Origin of the sequence: Paraburkholderia sp. Ac-20347 (genome assembly GCF_017104805.1) — a bacterium.
Classification (GTDB): domain Bacteria; phylum Pseudomonadota; class Gammaproteobacteria; order Burkholderiales; family Burkholderiaceae; genus Paraburkholderia; species Paraburkholderia tropica.
The window spans coordinates 49,342-68,468 of the sequence record NZ_JAAGPN010000003.1 but is presented as its reverse complement, the minus strand read 5'-3'; the positions used below and the strand labels follow the sequence as shown (position 1 = coordinate 68,468).

Genomic DNA, 19,127 nt, shown 5'->3' with positions numbered 1-19,127 from the left:
ATCTGTGCCGTGCTTGTGTACGTGCCGGATGTGCCCGTAGCGTTGGACGGGTATCAGTCCGCGTTTCGAGGCGCTGTGCGGCGCTCGCTTGAAGCGGTCGCAGAACCGTTAGCGAAAGCCGCCACCGCCTCGCGGCTTTTCAGGCACACCTTGTGCCCCTCGAACGCGTTGAAGATCGCTTCATGCGCGCCATACGAACTGGAGCCGGTGCGCGACCGGTACGACTGCGCCCATTCCAGCAACGCCGCGAACGACTGCGCATCGGCGCCGCCTCGCATGCCGCGCTGGTGAATGTTCTCGACGCAATCGGATTCGTCCACGGCGATCCATACCAGCGCCGTTGCAGCGTGCACGATTTCCGTGACGATCCAGCCGTAGATGCCTTCGATGACCCAGCGCTCTCCATCTGCCGCGTCGCGCGCCATGACGATGACGTCTTCGCGCTTTCGCGCCGTGTTGTAACCACCCGGCTCCCAGTGAAGGTCGTCGAGATCGATCCATGCGCTCTTGCGCGAGGCAGCAAGCCGCTCAGAAAGCCAGCTTTTCCCCGAACCGCAATTGCCGATGACCAGCGTCCTGGCGAGATTCATGTGCAACGGCACACCTATATGGCGGATTGAATGACGCTCATTATCCCCGGTTCTTCACCAACGAGGATAGCGCACGAGTGTCGTGAGTATGGGTGACGTTTTTTGAGGGTTATACGACCTTTGAGCCAATCCGCCTCGGTTCCATAATTTGCGCAGACACCACGCCGGAAAACGAGCACGAACGCGATGGCGTTCAGTGCATTCGGCATGGTCAAACTGGAGCAAGGAAAGGAACCGGAAAATGAGGCTTAAAAACAAGTCAGCGTTGATTACGGGCGGCACCAGCGGCATCGGACTCGCGACCGCGAAGCTGTTCGTTGCAGAGGGCGCGCGCGTAGCGGTGACCGGTCGCGACGAGACCGTATTCGATCGCGTGAAAGACGAGCTTGGCGAGCACGCGCTGGTGCTCAAAGGCGACGTGCGGTCGATCGAGGATATGCGCGCGATTGCCGCCGAGGTGAACGCGCAGTTCGGCGGTCTGGATATCGTATTTGCCAACGCCGGTTGGGCGTTTCCTTCTGCGCTCAACGATATCGACGAAAAGCTCTACACCGAGATCATGGACATCAACGTCAAGGGCGTCGTGTTCACGCTTCAAGCGGTGCTGCCGGAATTGCGTGAAGGATCATCAGTCATCCTGAACACGTCGTTCGTCGCGCAGACCGGTCAGCACGGAATTTCGCTGACTGCGGCCGCGAAAGCGGCTGTGCGATCGCTCGCCCGCAGCTGGTCGTATGAGTTTCTCGACCGGAAGATCCGTTTTAACGCCATCGCGCCCGGTGCGATCGACACGCCGTTGATCAGCCGGTGGGGCATGTCCGATGAATGGGTTCGCGACCGTAAAGCCGAGTTTGCCGAAGCCATTCCCGCAGGCCACCTGGGTCGCACGGAGGACATTGCCTACGCGGCGCTCTATCTCGCCAGCGACGAATCCGCGTATGTCATCGGCACCGAGCTGATTGTCGATGGCGGCGCTTCGCAGCTTTAAGCCAGCGTTTCGCGATTGAAGCGCTTCCGGCTCATCGACACCTTCATTCAATGTCCATCACGCTTTCACGGCGTGGCGGCTTTCAATCCGGCCCAATCTGGTTGCGCACGCGGAGGGGCCGACGCGCAAGGAGAAATCATCTTGACCGACAGTAGTGAAAACAAGGCCAGCGGCGAATCGCTGACCGGCGCAGGTCGTTCGCGCCGCGACATTCTCCGGTTCGGCAGCATCGCCACGCTGGGCGCCGTGCTCGGTGGCGGTGCGTTGCTCGGCCACGCCACGCCGGTTTTGGCACAGGTAGACAGCAAGGCAGAACTCGCGCCCAATGACCCGCTCAACATTCTGATTGTGAATTACGACGGCGGCACCTTGCTCGATTTTGCGGGACCGAGCGAGATTTTTCATCGTCTGCCGAATACGAACGTTCGCTACGCGAGCCTCGATGGCGGCAACGTGACGCTCGAATTCGGCGTCGTGTATGGCAACACGGAACGACTGGCCGACATCGAAAAGACCGATCTGATTCTGGTTCCCGGCGGCTCCAATTTAAGCGCGCCGATGCGGCCGGAGTATCAGGCGCAGATCCGGCGTCTGGCGCAAAGCGCGAAACACGTGACATCGGTGTGCAACGGTTCGCTGGTGCTCGCCGCGACCGGCATTCTCAACGGCAAGCGTAGCGCCTGCCATTGGGCGTTCGTCAACAAGCTCTCCGAGTATGGCGCGATTCCCGTGCCGGATCGTTTCGTGGAGGACGATAACGGTCGCTTCATGAGCGGTGGCGGCGTCACTGCGGGCATCGATTTCGCGCTGCGCGTCGCGGCGAAACTGCGCGGTCAACAAGCCGCCGAATTCACGCAGCTCGTGATCGAATACGATCCCGCGCCGCCGTTCCATTCCGGTCATCCGCGAGATGCACGGCCCGAAATCCTCGCGATGGTCGACAAGAGAATGCCTGGTGCGTCCCGTGGACTCGCCCGTATCCCGGGCGTTCGCTGAAATGCGCGGCGTCGTTCGCGCAAATGCAGATCCTTCGATTCCAACCTCGACCGGACATTCTTCAATGCAACCGATTCGTCGCTACGCTGCCGCTGTTGCAGCCTGTTTGACCTTGTGCGCGTTTGCCGCGCCGGCGATGGCCGCTGGCCCGCAGCCACAAACCGAAGTCGCCATTAAAGCCGAGAATGCGCGATGGGCCGATGCCTTCGCACGCGGAGATTATGAAGCGATAGGCCATCTTTATACGCACGACGGCGCGCTCTTGCCGCCTGGCGGTGACCGGGTCACGGGCGGCGATGCAATTACCGCGCACTTCGCGAAAGCGTATGCCGGGCAGAAACCGGGAACGGTATCGTTCAGTCATTACGAGTTCTACGGCAACGAACGGGCGGTGACGGAGGTCTCGGATGCGGAAGTCCGCGACCATGACGGCAAGCTCACTTATCGCGGCAAGCAGATCCTCATTTTCCTGAAGGAAAACGGTGCCTGGAAATTGCAGCGCGATATGTGGAATGATTATGCCGCGCAGTCCTCGAATGGAAATTGAGCGGCTGCCGATTTAAAAGCATGACGTCATATCAGCGAGTGCTGTTCATTCGGCTCTCGCGCCGGATCGCTTGCGGAGGGTGGCCATGCAGTTTGATGAAAGCCCTCCGCATCCGTTCCGGATCGGTGAATCCCACGGCCAGAGCAATTTGCTCGATCGGCTCGCTGCCATCCTGAAGGCGCAATCTCGCTGCTTCGACACGCAAACGCTCGACCGCCTTCGCTGGCGTTTCTCCGGTTTCGCGGCGAAATGCGCGCCCGAATTGGCGCGGACTTAAATTGGCAGCGTCGGCGAGCCGTTCCACCGGCAGCGCTTCCGCCAGATGTTCGCGGGCGAAGTTCAGGGCGATGCGGATGCGATCCGATTCCGGTTCCATCTGCGACATCGCGGAGAATTGCGATTGCCCGCCCGGTCGTCGATACGGCACGACTAGCAGCCTGGAAACCGCGCGCGCGACGTCCGCGCCCATATCGCGTTCAATCAGCCCAAGCGCGAGGTCGATTCCGGAGGCGATGCCCGCCGATGTCCAGACGTGGCCGTCCACGATATAGATGCTGTCGCCTTCGACGCGCGTGCGAGGGAAGCGCGATTGCAGCAACGCGGAATATCGCCAGTGCGTCGTGGCTTTCAAACCGTCGAGCAAGCCGGTTTCCGCAAGCAGAAAGGCGCCGGTGCAAACGCTCGCGACTCGCGATGCCTTTGCGCCCAGTTTCTTCGCCGCTGCGATATTTTCCGGTGTCTGCATCGGTTCGATATCGCCGCCGACGAAAACGACGGTGTCGAACCTGCGCCTGCCGATAGGGCGCGTCTCGATGGCAAGACCCGTATTGCCCCGCACCGGGCCGCCCGACTGCGAGATGACTTGAAGATCGTACGGCGTATGGCCCGCGGCGGCGGCCACCTGATTGAATGCCGATAGCGGGCCGCCGAGGTCGAGCGCGTCGTGGCCGCTGCAAACAAAGAATCCAATGCGATGCATGGTGCAGTCGTCAGCCGGATAGGAGGAGAAGTCGTATTTTACGGAAATCCCTCGAATTGCGCCTGACGGCTGCCGGAGCGAAATAACGCGGCTGGTCCGGCGACGGAGCCCTGCCATTCGCGCGGCCATGCATACCGCTGATCCGGCATGCACGGCTACCGCTCTGCGTTACAGGCCGTTCGATGCGAAGGCCGCGTACGCGTCGCCCGCACCGGACGAGCTCTCGTTTTTGATCACCACGTAGCGGCCATAGAAGAACGGCATGCCGAAATCCATGCCGCTATCGACCAGTCCGTACACGGCAATGTCGTCGAACGCATAAACGCCGCTGGTGTTCAGCAGCGACTTCACGTTGCCAACCTTGAACGAGCCGGTATACGAGCCGCTGGAATCGCTTGCGCCGCTGTTCGGCGTGAACGTCACGGACTCGGTCTGGACCGATGACGGGCAATAGTAGCCGCTATAGGCGCCTGTGCACTGCGTCAGCGTACTGTCCTGGAAGTACAGGAAGTTCGTGCCCGAATCGATGAAGCTGCTCTGGTTGGCGGTGCCGCCATACGTCGCCTTGAACTCGAAACTCGTGTCGAGCGGAATACGATCGGCGGAGCTCAGCGTGTTGTTGGTCTGCGTGCCGACACCGAAGTAAAGCGTGCCTGTCGCGAGCGTCTGACCGCTGTCCGACACGCTCGGCATCGAGAGGACGATGCCGTTGTTGTCGCTGCTCAGCATGCTGACCGGATTGGTCAGCTGCTGGGCCAGCGGCACGGCGCTCGACGTCGAGCAGCTCGAACCGGTCGCGCAGGCGTAGTACAGCGGATAGGCACTGGTCGCACAGGTCGCGCCGCAATCGCGGATCTGCCCTTGCACGCCCAGAATGCCGTTCGCGCCCATCTCGGTGGTGGAACCCATGTCCGAGCCGGTGCCGCTGCACGCCGACGGCGCCGTGCCGGCATCGGAATCGCCGATCACTTCCACCGGCACGCTCGATGCGGTTTTGCTTCCCATCGTCACATCGGCGAGACGCAGCGAGCCCCACGTATAGCCGCTGACGAACTGGCCGCATTCGTCGATGTAGTTACCCGACGACGCCAGTTGCTCGCGCGTCATACCGGCGAGCGTCGTGGCGCTCAGCGACGAAGCCAGCACGCGCAGACCGGTCGATCCGGTATCCAGCAGGACGTGATCGATCGTGTCGCAAGTGGTGCTGCCGGGCGCGCAAACGGTCACGGTGACGAACGGTTGATTCGGGAAGGTGCCGAGGCCTTTCTGCACGATGACGGTCAGCGTGTTGCTGGCGCTCGACGAACTGGTGTTGTTCGACGAATTCGCAGAACCGGTTGTCGTGCTCGACGTGCCGTCGCTCGACGATCCGCCGCCGCCGCACGCGGCCAGCGCGAGCAGCAGGGAGTAAGCAGCGAACTGGGCCACCGGGCGGCGCGACACGCGGCCGGCGAAAAGGAAATGCGCGAGCAGCGCGAGACTGCAGGCGAGCACTGCGAGAGAAGACATTGTCGTCATGACTGGACAGTGGCGAGAAGAGCGAGGCCGAAAGAAGGCGTAAGAAAATGAAAGGGCGTGCAAGCGAATTTGCAAGCGCCGCGCGGCTTCGCACGAAGCCCGCGCGGAAGCGCGGCGAGCGTTACTGGATCACCGACGTGCTGACGCCGCTCGGCAGCAGCGACGGCAGCCAGGCGCGCCCGCGGAAGTGCCGTTGATGGCCTTGCACCTGCACGACGAAATCGTCCGTGCTGATATTCACGCCACCACTGCGCGTGCGGTCGGTCTGATTCTGCATCGCGCTCACGTACTCGGAGAAGATCGTGCTGCCCATGAAGCTGCGCAGATCGGGCATGAAGGGGCCGTCCCACGCCAGCGCGAACACGGTGCCGTCGACGTTCAGATATTCGCGTTCGGTGATGCCGTTCGTGAGCGTCGATTCGCGCACGGTATAGGCGGTCGACGTGCTGGTCGCCGACGTGCTGCTCGTTGCCTTCAACGACACGGCGCTCGATGCCTGCGCGCTGGTGGCGGGCAGGGTCGGCGGCCCGCCGAGTTCGGCATGGGCGCCGATGCAGCACACGCTGCCCGCGACGAGTATGAGGGCATGGACAGCGGAGCGCGCCACGGCAGAGGCGCGGGCGGGAAAGACGGCGGAGACATCCGCCACACGACGCAAGCTATTCACGAAACGATCTCCTGAGTCTGTGCGAGGCAGGCGGCTGTGCCTGTCTGAAACGGCATCGCTTCGTCATTCGGGTATTGGCCGCGCAGAGAATCCGTGGCTTTGTCCATTCTTCGTTGTTCCTCTTGATCTGCAAGGTCGGCGTCGCGTGCAAGCTGATCCCACACGACGTGTCTGCAGTGTTAACGGACGGCCGGCAAGGAACTTGAGTCTTCGCGACAGCGTGCAAAGCGTCCATTCATCGTGATGAACGGCCTCGCAGATGTCGCTCCCGTGACACCTGGAAAACCGCGAAAAAAGCTGATACCGTCGAATGCACGCCATCCCCGCAAGCGGGTTATGTCATCTGCATACGTGAGTGTCAGCCATGGACGAATTGCTTGAACGTCTTTCGCAAAAGGTGGCCGCCGCACAGAGCCTGGAAGGCCTCGTGCGCCCGCTGCTCGAAATGCTGGGGACGATGACCGGACTCGAATCGACGTATCTGACGTCGATCGATTTCAGCCGCGAAGTGCAGACCGTGCTGTACTCGCGCAACGAAGGGCGCACGCAGGTGCTCGAAGGCCTGCAGGTCCCATGGTTCGACACATTGTGCAAACGCAGTCTGGAAAGCGGGCAGCGTGTCGTCAGCAATGTGAAGGAAATCTGGGGCGATTCGCGCGCCGCCGCCGAACTGGATATCCGCACTTATGCAAGTGCGCCGGTCTGCGCCGAAAGCGGCGCCGTGATCGGCACGATATGCGGCATTAGCCGTGAAAGTCTGGAAATCAATTCGCGTGCGCGTAGCGCGTTGAATGTCTTCGCGAAACTGATTTCGGAACATATCGAGCGCGAGCGATTGATCGAACAATTGACGCTTGCTAACGAGCATCTCGCCCAGCGCGCGCTCATCGACGATACGACGGCCTTGCCGAACCGGCGCGCGTTGCAGGAAGAACTTGGACGTCTGCTGGCGAACTCGTCGACGGATGGTTCGTATGTGGCGCTGTGCATCGTCGATCTGGAGGGCTTTTACGCGCTGAATGATCGGCATGGCTATGCGATCGGCGAACAGTTTCTGCGTGCCTGCGGCGAACGTATGTTGGCCGCGAGTTCAGGCGACGGTCAGCTTGCGCATATTGGAGCGGGACGGTTTGCGTTTGCGGGCGCATTGTCTTCCGATTTCGCGCAGGCTTCCGCGCGAGCCGAGTCGATTGCGCAGCGCTTGTCCGAGGCGTCGGTCGGCAACTATGCGTTGGCGAACGTGAGAATGCATTACCAGGATGCATTGGCGGGCGGCGTCGCGGTTCGCTTCGTGACGGTCGCTCAGGCGCTCGATCAGGCCGATCAGTTGATGCTGCGGCTCAAGCGGAATCGCGGCGAGGAAAAGTAGGGCGCATCACATACGCAAGATGCACGTGCCTTGCCTGCGCGACGTCGGCAGGCAAGGCATGCGCTAACGCGCCCTTACATCAGAACTTATGGCGAATGCCGACGATCGCCATCGACTGGCTATCCGTACCGCTGCGTCCGTATGAACCGATCGACGCCACCGCCGTTTGCAGCGTGCCGTCGGTTTTTCGTTGCGTGCCGCTTGCATGTTGATAACCGGCAAGCGCATACACGTCGGTGCGCTTCGACAGGTTATAGTCCGCGCCGAGACTGATTTCGTTGTAGGTCGCGGACGTATCGCCGCCCGCCTTCACGAATTCATAGCCAATGCCCGCGAGCAGCGCCGGCGTAAAGTGATAAGCAAGAAACGCTTTGCCGATGTTGTAGTGCTGGGTGCCCGAGAAATTGGAAGCCGCGTCGCTCTGATATTGCACATTGCTATACGACGCGCCGATCAGCAGCGAACCCAGCGCATATTGTGCGGCCGCCGACGCAACATCCATCGCCTTCGCGGTTTGATATCCCTGGTTGATCGGGCTGACGAACAGCGAATCGCCGCTGCTGGTCCAGGTCGTGCGCGTGGCACTCGACGACGGTTCGTTGGTCAGCCGCATGTACATGGCCGCCAGATTGATGGGGCCATTCGCGTACGACACGCCGCCCGAGTAGGTGTAGCCCTGACCCGTCTGGCCCGCGAGGCCGCTGAAACCGTAGACCAGTTCGACCTGCACGCCTCGCCAGTTCGGGCTGAGGTATTTGATCGAGTTGTTGACGCGCATGTCGTTGTCGTTGTTGTCGAGATCGCCCGGCGTCGTAAACATCGTGCTGAAGTAGTTGTCGCCGGTGATGGCCTGAATCATGTCGACAGACGCTTCATATTGGCGACCCGCCGTGAGCGTGCCCCAGTCCGCGCTGCTCAGACCCACGTACGCGCGCCGGCCAAACAGACGCGATCCCTGACCGGCGGCGCCGGTATTCATGTTGAATCCGCTCTCCAGCTGGAACACGGTTTTCAGACCCCCGCCCAGCTCTTCCGAGCCTTTCAGGCCCCAACGGCTGCCGCTCAGATTGCCGCTCGACATCGCCACGGCATTCTTGCTGCCGCTGGCGTGGTTGATGTACGCGATACCCGTATCGGCGACGCCATAGAGTGTCACGCTGTTCTGCGCATGCGCGAGACTTGCGCCTGCGAGAAGCGCAACGGAGAAACCAGCGCTGAAAGTGTTTCTGGTGGACTTATTCATTTGCGAGCTCCAAGTGGTAGCGTGTGGTTGAAAATTCGTAGTCCAGATTGATTGAGCATCAGCGAGCGCAAACGCATTGTGGGAAGCGGGTATTTACGCGCTGGAGCGGTTCAATTCAGGCGTTCAATTGGAGCACGCTAAAACCGGGGCTTTGTTCTGTATAAAATGCGCAGAAACGCGATAAATGTGATTTCGTGCCGCGATACGGCATAGGCTGCCGTTTTCGCCATAAAGGGGCGGCTTGCACAGTCGTGAATGGGCTTGCATACGGCGTGCACTTTCCCGGTGATCGTCTTGAGCGGATAGAAAAACGGCTAAAAAAAGGCCACAAAAGAAAAATCCCCAGCAGTTGGCCCGCTGGGGATCGTAATGCGTCTTCCTTAAAACTCAATAGCCGAAGTCGGCGGCGTAGACGTGTTCGAGTGCTTGTCCCGCCTGGTCGGCCAGAATCGCCTTGACGATCTGGCGCGCCTTGCTCTCGCGCGACACGGCCGAGGCGATGTGCGAACTCAGCCACAGTCTCGGGTGTTGCCACAGCGGATCGTTCGGCGTCAGCGGTTCGGTGTCGAACACATCGAGAAACGCGCTGCGCAGATGTCCGCTATCGAGGCTCGCCACCACGGCCTGAATATCGACCTGAGGCGCGCGGCCCACGTTGATCAACGATGCGCCACGCGGCAGCGAGGCCAGAAAGCGGCTGTCGATCAGATTGCGCGTGGCGGCCGTATCGGGCAGCAGATTGACGACGATATCTGCATTCGCCACGCACGCGTGCAGGCCGTCGTCGCCCGCGAAGCTCTCGCATTGCGCGATCTGTTTGGGCGTGCGCGCCCAGCCTTTGACGCGAAAGCCATTGGCCGCCAGGCGCTGCGCGCACGCGACGCCCAGATTGCCGAGACCGAGTATCGCCACGGTGGTCTCGCTTGCACGCCGACCGACGAGACTTTCGTCCCAGCGTCGCGCCGTTTGTGCGTCGCGCAGCGCGGGAAAGTCGCGCACGATGGCATAGGCGCACGCCGTGACGAAGTCGGCCATGCGCTCGCCAGTTTCGGGCGTCACCATGCGGACGATCGGCAGATGCGCGGGCACCGAAGGATCGCGCGTAATGTGGTCCACGCCCGCTGCGCTGCTCAGGATGACGCGCAGCGCGGGAAACTGCGCGAGCCGTCCGGGCGTCGGCTCCCAGACCATCGCGTACTCGACCCTCGCGGGATCGAGCGCAGGATCGTCCCAACCGACGACTTCCAGTTCGGGCAACAGCGTCCGGTAGAGCGAGCGCCATTCCGGCATCGCTTCCGGGCCGCCCGATTTGACGACCATGAGCATGAGTAGGTCCCTTCGAAATGCGCCTGAGTTCGATCGTGAATCAGGGCGTAAGCCGTTAATAACACGTTGCGCGGTGCCGTGCCAATCGAACGCCCGGCATCGCGCAAGCGTAGTTTTAGCGGACCTTCGCCGATACCTTCGTCACCGCATTGCGCAGGATCGTCAGCGCTTCATCGACGATCGCATCGCTCACGGTCAGCGGCGCGAGCAGACGCACCGTATTGCGGTGCACGCCGCATTTGATCACCAGCAGGCCGTCTTCACGGCACTGGTCGATGACGGCCTGGGCGAAGTCGGCGTCGGGCTGGAACGGGTCGCTGTTGCGCACGAATTCGAGCGCGGCCATCGGGCCGAGACCCCGCACCGTGCCGATCGCCGCGTGGTCGCGCGCGATCTGTTCAAGACCGGCGTGAAGCTTCGCGCCGAGCGCGCGGCCTTTCACCAGCAACTGTTCTTCTTCGAACACGTCGAGCACCGCGAGCGCCGCCGCGCAACCGAGCGGATTGCCGCCATACGTGCCGCCCAGGCCGCCAGGCAGCGGCGCGTCCATGATCTCCGCACGGCCGACGATACCCGAAATCGGCAGACCGCCCGCGAGACTCTTCGCAACCGTGATGACGTCGGGCTGAATACCGAAGTGCTGGAAGCCGAACATCTCGCCGGTGCGCCCGAAACCCGCCTGGATTTCATCGCAGATCAGCACGATGCCGTGGCGCGTCGTCAGTTCGCGCAGCGCCTGCATGAACTCCTTGCCCGCCGGGAGAAAACCGCCGTCGCCTTGCACCGGCTCCAGAACGATCGCCGCGACGCGGTCGGGCGCGATCTGCGTGGCGAACAGATCTTCGAGCGAGCGGATCGCATCGGCGGCGCTGAAGTTGCGGTACGCGTCGGGATAAGGCGTGTGATAGACCTCGCCCGCCATCGGTCCGAAATTCTGCTTGTACGGCGCGCTCATGCCGGTCAGCGTCGAGCCGAGCAGCGTGCGGCCGTGGAAGCCGCCGCGGAACGCGATCACGCCCGGCACCTTGCGCCACGCGCGCGCGACCTTGATCGCGTTTTCGACGGCTTCCGCGCCCGTCGTCGAGAAGAACGACTTGTAGTGTGCGCCGTTGCCCACGAGCGTATTGAGGCGCTCGGCCAGTTGCGTGTAGACCTCGTAGCCGACGACCTGGAAGGCCGCGTGCGTGACTTTCGCGAGTTGCTTCTGCACGGCGTCGATCACGCGCGGATGGCTATGGCCGATGTTCTGCACGCCAATGCCGCCGACGAAGTCGATAAAGCGGCGGCCTTCGACGTCCCACAGTTCTGCGCCTTGCGCCTTTTCGACGAACAGCGGATGCGCGGTGACGACGCCGCGTGGCACGTGATGCTGGCGATGTTCGATCAGGGATTGATTGTCGCGGGTCATGTCAGGTTCTCTCTCGTTTGTTTGATACCGTATTCGGACGGTGTTGAGCAAAGGTGGATCAGGCCGCTACGCGGGTTCGTCGGTGCCGGTACGCACGGGCGGGTTCACGCTGGCGATGGCTTCTGCAAGATGTTGTGCGAGATGCTGCGCCGTGCGGCCGGTGAGCTTGCCGATCTGCGAGCGGCAGCTGAAACCGTCGGCGACCACGATGGCGTTGTCGGGCAGCGCGGCGAGCTTCGGCACGAGTTCCTTTTCGCCGACTGCCTTCGCTACGGCGGCCGTTTTGTGGTGATAGCCGAATGCGCCTGCCATGCCGCAACAGCCGGTATCGAGCACTTTCGCGCCGAGGTTTTTCTCCGCGCCCGCGCCGCCGCATGCACGCTGATGGCAATGCGTGTGCACATGCACAGATTCTGCGCGAGAATCTTCGCCCGGCAACGTCGATGGAAGATTCAGCCCGTTTTTCTGGGCATATTCTGCAACGGTGATGCATGCCGACGACAATTTGCGCGCGAGTTCGCCGGCCTCGGCATCATGGCCGATCAACGCCAGCATTTCGTCGCGGAATACGGAAAGACAACTCGGTTCGAGAATCAGCACGGGCACGCCGGCGGCAACCGGCGCGCGCATCATCTCAACGATATCGAGCAGGTTCTTCTTCGCCTCGTCGAGCAGGCCGACGTCGTAAAGCGGACGCCCGCAGCAGACATGACGCGGCGTGAGGCGGGGCGTGCCGCCTGCGGCTTCGACCACGCGCAGGGCGGCGTCGAGCACGGCGGGCGAGAAGCCGTTGTTGAACGTGTCGGTCCAGACCACGACGTCCTGTGCGCCAAAGCGCGCGGGCCACGGCGCGATCAGTTTTTTCGCCGCCGGCGTGTCGCGGAAGGCCTGCGAAGCGACGGGCGGAAACGCCGCGCCTTCAGCCAGCCCAAAGCGCTGCGATGCCTTTTTGACGAGCCTGTTACGCATCGCGCCGTTGACGAGTCCGCTCACGCGCGTGGCAACCGGCAGCCATGCGCCGATCCGGCCGACCGCTGCATCCATCAGCGGACGACGCCGCGTCTTGTAGTAGCGATGCAGAAATTCCGCGCGGTACTTGGGAATATCCACGTGCGTCGGGCAATCGTTTTTGCAGCCTTTGCACGAGAGACACAGATCCATCGATTCCTTCACGGCCTCGGCGTTACGCGTTTCGTCGATCACCTCGCCGTTGAGCATTTCGAAGAAGAGGCGGGCGCGTCCGCGCGTGGAATTGCGCTCCTCGCGCGTCGCCTTGAAACTCGGACACATCGTGCCGCCGTCCATCGAGCGACATTTGCCCATGCCGATGCAGCGCTCGGTTTCGCGTCCGTAGCCGCGTTCTTCGAGTGTGTCGACAGGCGCATCGTCGCTGGCGGAAGTTGCCGCCATCGGATACGTGAACATGCCCTTCACGTTCCCCTGGCGATACTGCGGACCCATGCGCAGGTTCTCGTCCACCGGCATCGCGTCGATCAGCTTGCCGGGGTTCATCAGCCCTTGCGGATCCCACAGCGCCTTGAATTCGCGGAACGCCTGCATGAGGCGCGGCGTGTACATCAGATGCAGGAATTCGCCCTTGGCCTGGCCGTCGCCGTGTTCGCCGGACAGCGAGCCCTGGTACTTGACCACGAGCCTCGCGGCTTCCTCCAGGAATGCGCGCCAGTCGTGCACGCCGCTGGCCGAGCGCAGATCGAAGGTGATGCGCGAATGAATGCAGCCGTCGCCGAAATGGCCGTACAGATTGGTCTTGTAGCCATAGCGCTCGACGAGCGCCGTGAATTCACGCAGATACGCGCCGAGCAGAGCGGGCTCGACGGCGGCGTCTTCCCAGCCGACCACCGGGTCGGGCGCGGCGGGATCGCGTGACAGCGAAGTCGCCGACGCGCCGGTTTCGCGGATTGTCCACAACCGGTTCATCAAGGCCGCGTCTTCGACGAAACGCACGCTCGGCTGTTGCGGAAAACGCTGCGCCGCGTCGGCCATCGCGCGCGCCTGGGCGATCGCGGCTTCGCGCGTGCTCGCGCCGAATTCGACCAGCAGCCACGCGTCGCCGGCGGGCAGTTCGGCGATGTCGTCGAGCTTGAGGCCCAGCGCCTTGAGGCCGCCGACGATGCCCTGGTCGAGCCCTTCCATCGCAATCGCGCCGAGCGGCAGCAGATGCGGTACGCTGTCCGCCGCGTCGAAAATCGTATCGAAGCCGAGCACGACGAGCACGCGCTCGGGCCGACCTTCGACGAGCGTGACCTGTGCGCGCAGCGTCGTGGCGAGCGTGCCTTCGCTGCCGACCAGCGCGCGCGCGATATTGAAACCGTTCTCCGGCAGCAACTGATCGAGGTTGTAGCCCGAGACGCGGCGCTTGAGTTTCGGAAAGCCCGCGCGGATATCGTCCGCATAGCGCTCGGCGAGTTCGCGCAGACCCTTGACGATGCGCGCGCGTTCGCCGCCCGCGGCGAGATGCTCGGCGTAAGCGGCGTCGTCGGTCGGGCCGACCCAGAAGCGCGCGCCGGTCGCGGTCAGCACGTCGAGGCGTTCGATGTTCTCGACGGTCTTGCCCGCCATGACCGAATGCGCGCCGCACGAGTTATTGCCGATCATGCCGCCGAGCGTGCAGCGGCTATGCGTGGCGGGATCGGGGCCGAAGGTCAGACCGTGCGCGGCTGCGGCTTTTTTCAGCTGATCGCAGATCACGCCCGGCTGCACGATCGCGTGACCCGCTGCGGCGTCGATCGATTCGATCGCATGCAGATACTTGGAATGATCGATACAGATCGCGGCGTTGACGGCCTGGCCGCACATCGACGTGCCCGCGCCGCGCGGCAGGATCGCCACGCCGAGTGTCGCGCACAGTTCGACGGTGGTTTCGAAGTCGCCGATCGTGCGCGGAATCACGACGCCGATCGGCGGCTGACGATAGTTCGACGCCTCCGACGCATACATCGCGCGCGTGGCCGGATCGAAACGGATCTCTGCCGTGGTCTGCGCGCCGAGTTGCTGACGCAGCATCAGCATCTGGTTGAGATCCGGCGCGCCGGAGGTCTTGGGTCGTGTCATGGAGCGGGTTGCGATAGGTGGCCGGTTCGGCGTTTTCCACTGAGAAAAAGCAGCACGTGAAGCAGTATAAAAATGGCGGCAGTTCACAAAGAATTGAAAACGCCCCTTGCCACAGTACCCCGTATCGAAATGAGCGGTCGAAACAGCAGAATGCACAGCGCCGCCGTTCGACCGCTCATCGTGAGAACGCTCAGTCCAGTTGGCCCTGGCAGACGTACTTGATGTGCATGTATTCCTCGATGCCGTGCGTCGAACCTTCGCGGCCGTAACCGGAGTCCTTCACGCCGCCGAACGGCGCGGATTCGGCGGCGAGCGCGCCTTCGTTCACACCGACGATGCCGCTTTCGAGCGCATCCGCGAGACGCCAGATGCGGCGCACGTCCGTCGAATAGAAGTAGGCGGCGAGACCGAAGGGCGTCGCGTTCGCCTGCGCGATCACATCGGCTTCGGTGTCGAAGCGCGTGATCGGCACGACCGGGCCGAAGGTTTCTTCGCACGAGCAGTCCATCGACGGCGTCGCGTCGATCAGCACGGTCGGCGCAAAATAGTTCGCCGAGACGCACTGTTCCGACTGCACGCGCGTGCCGCCCACGATCACTTTCGCGCCGTTTTCCACGGCATTGCGCACGTGGCGCTCGATCTTGTCGACCGCGCGCGCGTTGATCATCGGGCCGATCTGCGAGGCGGCGTTGGTGGCCGGACCGACGACGAGCGCGCCCACGCGCGCGGCCAGTTTGGCAACGAAGGCGTCATGCACGCCCGCCTGCACGTAGACGCGGTTCGGGCACACGCAGGTCTGTCCGCCGTTGCGGAACTTCGAGATCATCAGGCCTTCGACGGCGGCGTCGAGATCGGCATCGTCGAACACGATGAACGGCGCGTTGCCGCCGAGTTCGAGCGAGAGCTTCTTGAGCGTGTCGGCGCTGCGGCGCGCGAGATGCTTGCCCACGGGCGTCGATCCGGTGAAGGTGATCTTGCGCACGCGCGCGTCGTCGAGCCAGACGTCGACCACGGCGGGCGTGTTCTCGCGCGAGGCGGTGACGATGTTCAGGACGCCGGCAGGCACGCCGGCTTCTTCGGCGAGCTTGACCAGCGCAAGCGACGTGAGCGGCGTATCTTCGGCGGGTTTGCAGACGACCGTGCAACCGGCGGCGAGCGCGGGCGCGATCTTGCGGGCGATCATCGCGGCGGGAAAATTCCACGGCGTGACGGCGGCGATCACGCCGACCGGTTCGCGCAGTGCATACATGCGGCGGCCCGGCACGGGCGCGGGAATGATGTCGCCGTTCGTGCGCGTGGCTTCTTCGGCGAACCATTCGACGTAGCTCGCGGCGTACAGCACTTCGCCCTTGCCTTCGGCGAGCGGCTTGCCCTGTTCGCGCGAAATCAGTTTGCCGAGGTCTTCGGTGTGCGCGACGATCAGATCGTTCCAGCGCTTGATGATCGCGGCGCGCTGCTTCGCCGGGACCTTGCGCCATGTGGCGAATGCGTTGTGCGCGGCGTCCACGGCGCGCTTCGCGTCTTGTGCGCCGCTGTTGGGGACCTGCGTGAACACGGCGTCGGTGGCCGGATCGCTGACCGGGAACGTGCTGCCGTCGACGGCTTCCACCCAGGCGCCATCGATGTAATTGCGGCCCGGGAGCAGGGAATCGTTGCTGATATTCAGAGACATGTTGCTTTCCTTGATCTCGTGAAGAGTGAGGGTATGAGGTCGCGGCTTGTAGCGTTATGCGACGGTTTCGGTCTTCGGCAACTGGACTTCGTCGATCCAGCCGCGCCGCAGCTCGGGCACCGAGCGCGAAAGTAGTTCGTAGTACGGATGATGCGGACCGCGATCGTAATCTTCGCGCGCGACCTGTGTCACCTTGCGGCCATGCTGCATGACGACGATTTCATCGCAGATCGCACGCACCGTATGCAGATCGTGGCTGATGAAAAGATACGACACGCCGAGATCCTTGCGCAGATCGGCCATCAGATCGAGCACGGCCGCGCCGACTACCGTATCGAGCGCCGAAGTGACTTCGTCGCACAGCAGCAGATCGGGTTCGGCGGCGAGCGCGCGGGCAAGGTTGACGCGCTGCTTCTGTCCGCCCGAGAGTGCGGCCGGTGGGCGCTCCATCAGCGTGCGGGGCAGACGCACCATGTCGAGCAGTTGCGCGATCCGCGTGCGCAGCGCCTTGCCCTGAAGGCCGTGATAGAACTGCAGCGGCCGCGCCAGAATGCGCTCGATGGTATGCGCGGGATTCAGCGCGGTATCGGCGATCTGGAACACGATCTGGATGCGCCGCAACTCGTCGCGGCTGCGCTGATCGAGTTGCGGCGACATGGCCTTGCCGTCGAACGCAATGCGGCCTTCGAACGGCGCGATCAGACCGGCCACGGCGCGTGCGAGCGTCGTCTTGCCGGATCCCGATTCGCCGATCACGCCGATCGCCTGCCCGCGATAGAGCTTGAGATCGACCTTGTCGAGAATGCGATTCTGCGGGCGGCCCTGCGCGTCGAGCGGACCGTAGCCCGCGCAGAGCGCGTCGATCTGCAGCAGCGGTTGCGGGGCGCGGCGCGTGCCTTCGGGGTCCGCACGCAGCTGTGGGGCGTCGGCGCGCGCGTGGGTCGCATCGTCCGGCGCATCGGCGTGACGTTCCTTCGGGCGCGCGGCGGCGAGCAGGCTGCGCGTGTAGTCGTCGGCGGGCGCATGCAGGATCTGATCCGACTCGCCGTATTCGCGCATCTTGCCGTGCCGCAGCACGAGAATATGATCGGCCACCTGCGCCACCACCGCCAGATCGTGGCTCACATACACGGCGCTGGTCTTGCGCTGCTGCACCACGCGGCGGAACGCGCGCAGCACTTCGACCTGAGTCGTCACGTCGAGCGCCGTCGTGGGTTCGTCGAGGATCACGAGATCGGGGTCGGTGATCAGCGCCATCGCGGCCATCAGGCGCTGCAACTGGCCGCCCGACACCTGATGCGGATAACGCGCGCCGATGGTTTCGGGATTCGGCAAGGCGAGTTCGCGGAACAGTTCGACGGCGCGTTTTTCGGCTTCGGCGCGCGGCATCGTCTTGTGGATGCGCGCCGGTTCGACCACCTGATCCATGATCGTGCGCGAGGGATTGAACGACGCCGACGCGCTCTGCGCGATATACGTGACCACGCGGCCACGCAGCGCGCGCTGCGCGGCGGCATCGAGCGCGGTGACGTTGCGCTCGCCGACATTGACGATACTGTCCGGTGCGATCGCGCAGCCGTCGCGCGCGTAGCCCATCAAGGCGAGCGCCGTGGTGGTCTTGCCGGAGCCGGATTCGCCGATCAGCGCGAGCACCTGGCCCGGCGCGATATCGAATGCGAGGCGATCCACCAGCACGGATTCGCCTGCCATGATCGTCAGGTCCCTGACATGAATTGCCGCGCCCATTTAGCGTGCCTCCCCATCGGTCGTGGCGGCGATCTGCGCACGACGCGAAGCGTTGAATTGTTCGTTGAGCTTCGCCTGGCGACGTGCATCGCGGCTCGCTTTGCGCGCGCCGCCCGGCAGATTGTCGATCACGAGATTCACGGCGATCGTCAGGCTCGCGATGGCGAGCGCCGGCGCGATCACGGCGAGCGCGCCCTCGGCGAGTCCGTCGAGGTTTTCGCGCACGAGCGAGCCCCAGTCGGCGTCGGGCGGCTGGATGCCGAGGCCGAGAAAGCTCAGGCTCGCGAGCAGCAGCACGACGTAGACGAAACGCAGCCCCAGATCCGCGAGCATCGGGCTCAGGATGTTGGGCAGAATCTCCTGCAGCATGATGTAGGCCGTGCCTTCGCCGCGCGTGCGGGCGACCGCCACATATTCCATCGCGTGAATGTTGACGGCGAGCGAGCGCGCGATGCGATACGCGCCGGGCAGGTAGATGATCGCGGCGGTCGCGGTCAGCATGACGGTCGAGGAGCCGAACGCCGCCACCATGATGAGCGCGAACATCTTGCTCGGAATCGCCGTCAGCGTATCGAGCGTGCGGCTCATGACGGCGTCGAGCTTCGGGCCGCCGACGATCGCCAGCAGCGCCAGCGCGGTGCCCACGCCGCTGGCCAGCAGCGTCGCGATCAGCGCGAGTCCCACGGTATAGCGCGCGCCCATCATCACGCGATCGAGCATGTCGCGGCCGAGATAGTCGGTGCCGAGCAGATGATGTGCGCTCGCGCCCGCGAAGATCTGCACGTTGTCGGCCGATGCGCTGGCGCCGTCGCCGGCCAGCGGACCCGCGATCGCGGCGGCGATCCACACGAGCACGATCGCGAGGCCGATCCATCCCGGCACGCCGAGTCCGCTCAGCGTGCGGCGCAGGTGAATGAAACGCGGGTGCGCGCTCAGGTCGGCGGCGGCGTCGGCCGGTGGCGGCGCGAGTTTGCCTTCAGAGGTCGATTGGGTCATCTTGGTGAGC

15 protein-coding genes are annotated in these 19,127 nt (G+C 63.4%); 4 read left to right on the top strand and 11 right to left on the bottom strand.

What is annotated here, in order from left to right; translation table 11 throughout:
• Nucleotides 1-53 precede the first annotated feature (53 nt).
• Nucleotides 54-590 carry an adenylate kinase gene (locus G3N97_RS01425; protein WP_205991576.1) on the bottom strand — a complete coding sequence of 179 codons (537 nt, stop codon included), beginning with the start codon at nucleotides 588-590 and terminating at the stop codon, nucleotides 54-56.
• Between the two features lie 241 nt (nucleotides 591-831).
• Here G3N97_RS01425 and G3N97_RS01420 point away from each other — a divergent pair, with 241 nt between their 5' ends.
• From G3N97_RS01420 to G3N97_RS01410, 3 genes are all read left to right on the top strand, one after another.
• Complete coding sequence (locus G3N97_RS01420; RefSeq protein ID WP_205991554.1) at nucleotides 832-1,578, top strand: SDR family oxidoreductase; 747 nt, start codon at nucleotides 832-834, stop codon at nucleotides 1,576-1,578.
• A gap of 141 nt (nucleotides 1,579-1,719) precedes the next feature.
• Complete coding sequence (locus G3N97_RS01415; protein WP_205991553.1) at nucleotides 1,720-2,574, top strand: DJ-1/PfpI family protein; 855 nt, start codon at nucleotides 1,720-1,722, stop codon at nucleotides 2,572-2,574.
• 64 nt (nucleotides 2,575-2,638) lie between these two features.
• Nucleotides 2,639-3,121 carry a nuclear transport factor 2 family protein gene (locus tag G3N97_RS01410; RefSeq protein WP_205991552.1) on the top strand — a complete coding sequence of 161 codons (483 nt, stop codon included), beginning with the start codon at nucleotides 2,639-2,641 and terminating at the stop codon, nucleotides 3,119-3,121.
• 31 nt (nucleotides 3,122-3,152) lie between these two features.
• Here the strand turns inward: G3N97_RS01410 and G3N97_RS01405 are convergent, their stop codons facing one another.
• The 3 genes from G3N97_RS01405 to G3N97_RS01395 form a co-directional block, all read right to left on the bottom strand.
• Nucleotides 3,153-4,100: a helix-turn-helix domain-containing protein gene (locus G3N97_RS01405; protein WP_205991551.1), complete on the bottom strand. Its 948-nt coding sequence runs from the start codon at nucleotides 4,098-4,100 to the stop codon at nucleotides 3,153-3,155.
• 168 nt (nucleotides 4,101-4,268) lie between these two features.
• Nucleotides 4,269-5,609, bottom strand: a complete 1,341-nt coding sequence (locus G3N97_RS01400) for a DUF3443 family protein (protein WP_205991550.1) — start codon at nucleotides 5,607-5,609, stop codon at nucleotides 4,269-4,271.
• A 130-nt stretch (nucleotides 5,610-5,739) separates the two neighbouring features.
• Nucleotides 5,740-6,285, bottom strand: coding sequence for a DUF2844 domain-containing protein (locus G3N97_RS01395; protein WP_205991549.1), 546 nt, complete (start codon nucleotides 6,283-6,285; stop codon nucleotides 5,740-5,742).
• A gap of 364 nt (nucleotides 6,286-6,649) precedes the next feature.
• Between G3N97_RS01395 and G3N97_RS01390 the strand changes: the two genes are divergently transcribed.
• Nucleotides 6,650-7,654 carry a diguanylate cyclase gene (locus G3N97_RS01390; RefSeq protein WP_205991548.1) on the top strand — a complete coding sequence of 335 codons (1,005 nt, stop codon included), beginning with the start codon at nucleotides 6,650-6,652 and terminating at the stop codon, nucleotides 7,652-7,654.
• 79 nt (nucleotides 7,655-7,733) lie between these two features.
• On the opposite strand, the gene G3N97_RS01385 is transcribed toward G3N97_RS01390, so the two are convergent.
• The 7 genes from G3N97_RS01385 to G3N97_RS01355 all read right to left on the bottom strand — a co-directional run bounded on the left by G3N97_RS01385 (nucleotide 7,734) and on the right by G3N97_RS01355 (nucleotide 19,117).
• Nucleotides 7,734-8,897: a porin gene (locus G3N97_RS01385; protein ID WP_205991547.1), complete on the bottom strand. Its 1,164-nt coding sequence runs from the start codon at nucleotides 8,895-8,897 to the stop codon at nucleotides 7,734-7,736.
• 387 nt (nucleotides 8,898-9,284) lie between these two features.
• The gene (locus tag G3N97_RS01380; protein WP_205991546.1) at nucleotides 9,285-10,223 is read right to left on the bottom strand and encodes a glyoxylate/hydroxypyruvate reductase A; all 939 of its coding nucleotides are present in this window, start codon (nucleotides 10,221-10,223) and stop codon (nucleotides 9,285-9,287) included.
• Nucleotides 10,224-10,338: 115 nt separating this feature from the next.
• The gene (gene gabT, locus G3N97_RS01375) at nucleotides 10,339-11,631 is read right to left on the bottom strand and encodes a 4-aminobutyrate--2-oxoglutarate transaminase (protein WP_205991545.1); all 1,293 of its coding nucleotides are present in this window, start codon (nucleotides 11,629-11,631) and stop codon (nucleotides 10,339-10,341) included.
• A 66-nt stretch (nucleotides 11,632-11,697) separates the two neighbouring features.
• Nucleotides 11,698-14,703 (bottom strand): FAD-binding and (Fe-S)-binding domain-containing protein, encoded by a 3,006-nt coding sequence (locus G3N97_RS01370; protein WP_205991544.1) that lies wholly within the window; start codon nucleotides 14,701-14,703, stop codon nucleotides 11,698-11,700.
• 190 nt (nucleotides 14,704-14,893) lie between these two features.
• Complete coding sequence (locus G3N97_RS01365; RefSeq protein WP_205991543.1) at nucleotides 14,894-16,375, bottom strand: NAD-dependent succinate-semialdehyde dehydrogenase; 1,482 nt, start codon at nucleotides 16,373-16,375, stop codon at nucleotides 14,894-14,896.
• A gap of 54 nt (nucleotides 16,376-16,429) precedes the next feature.
• Nucleotides 16,430-18,121 (bottom strand): ABC transporter ATP-binding protein, encoded by a 1,692-nt coding sequence (locus tag G3N97_RS01360; protein WP_205991542.1) that lies wholly within the window; start codon nucleotides 18,119-18,121, stop codon nucleotides 16,430-16,432.
• Entirely contained in the window at nucleotides 18,122-19,117 is a 996-nt protein-coding gene (locus tag G3N97_RS01355; RefSeq protein WP_205991541.1) for an ABC transporter permease, read from the bottom strand.
• Nucleotides 19,118-19,127: the final 10 nt, after the last annotated feature.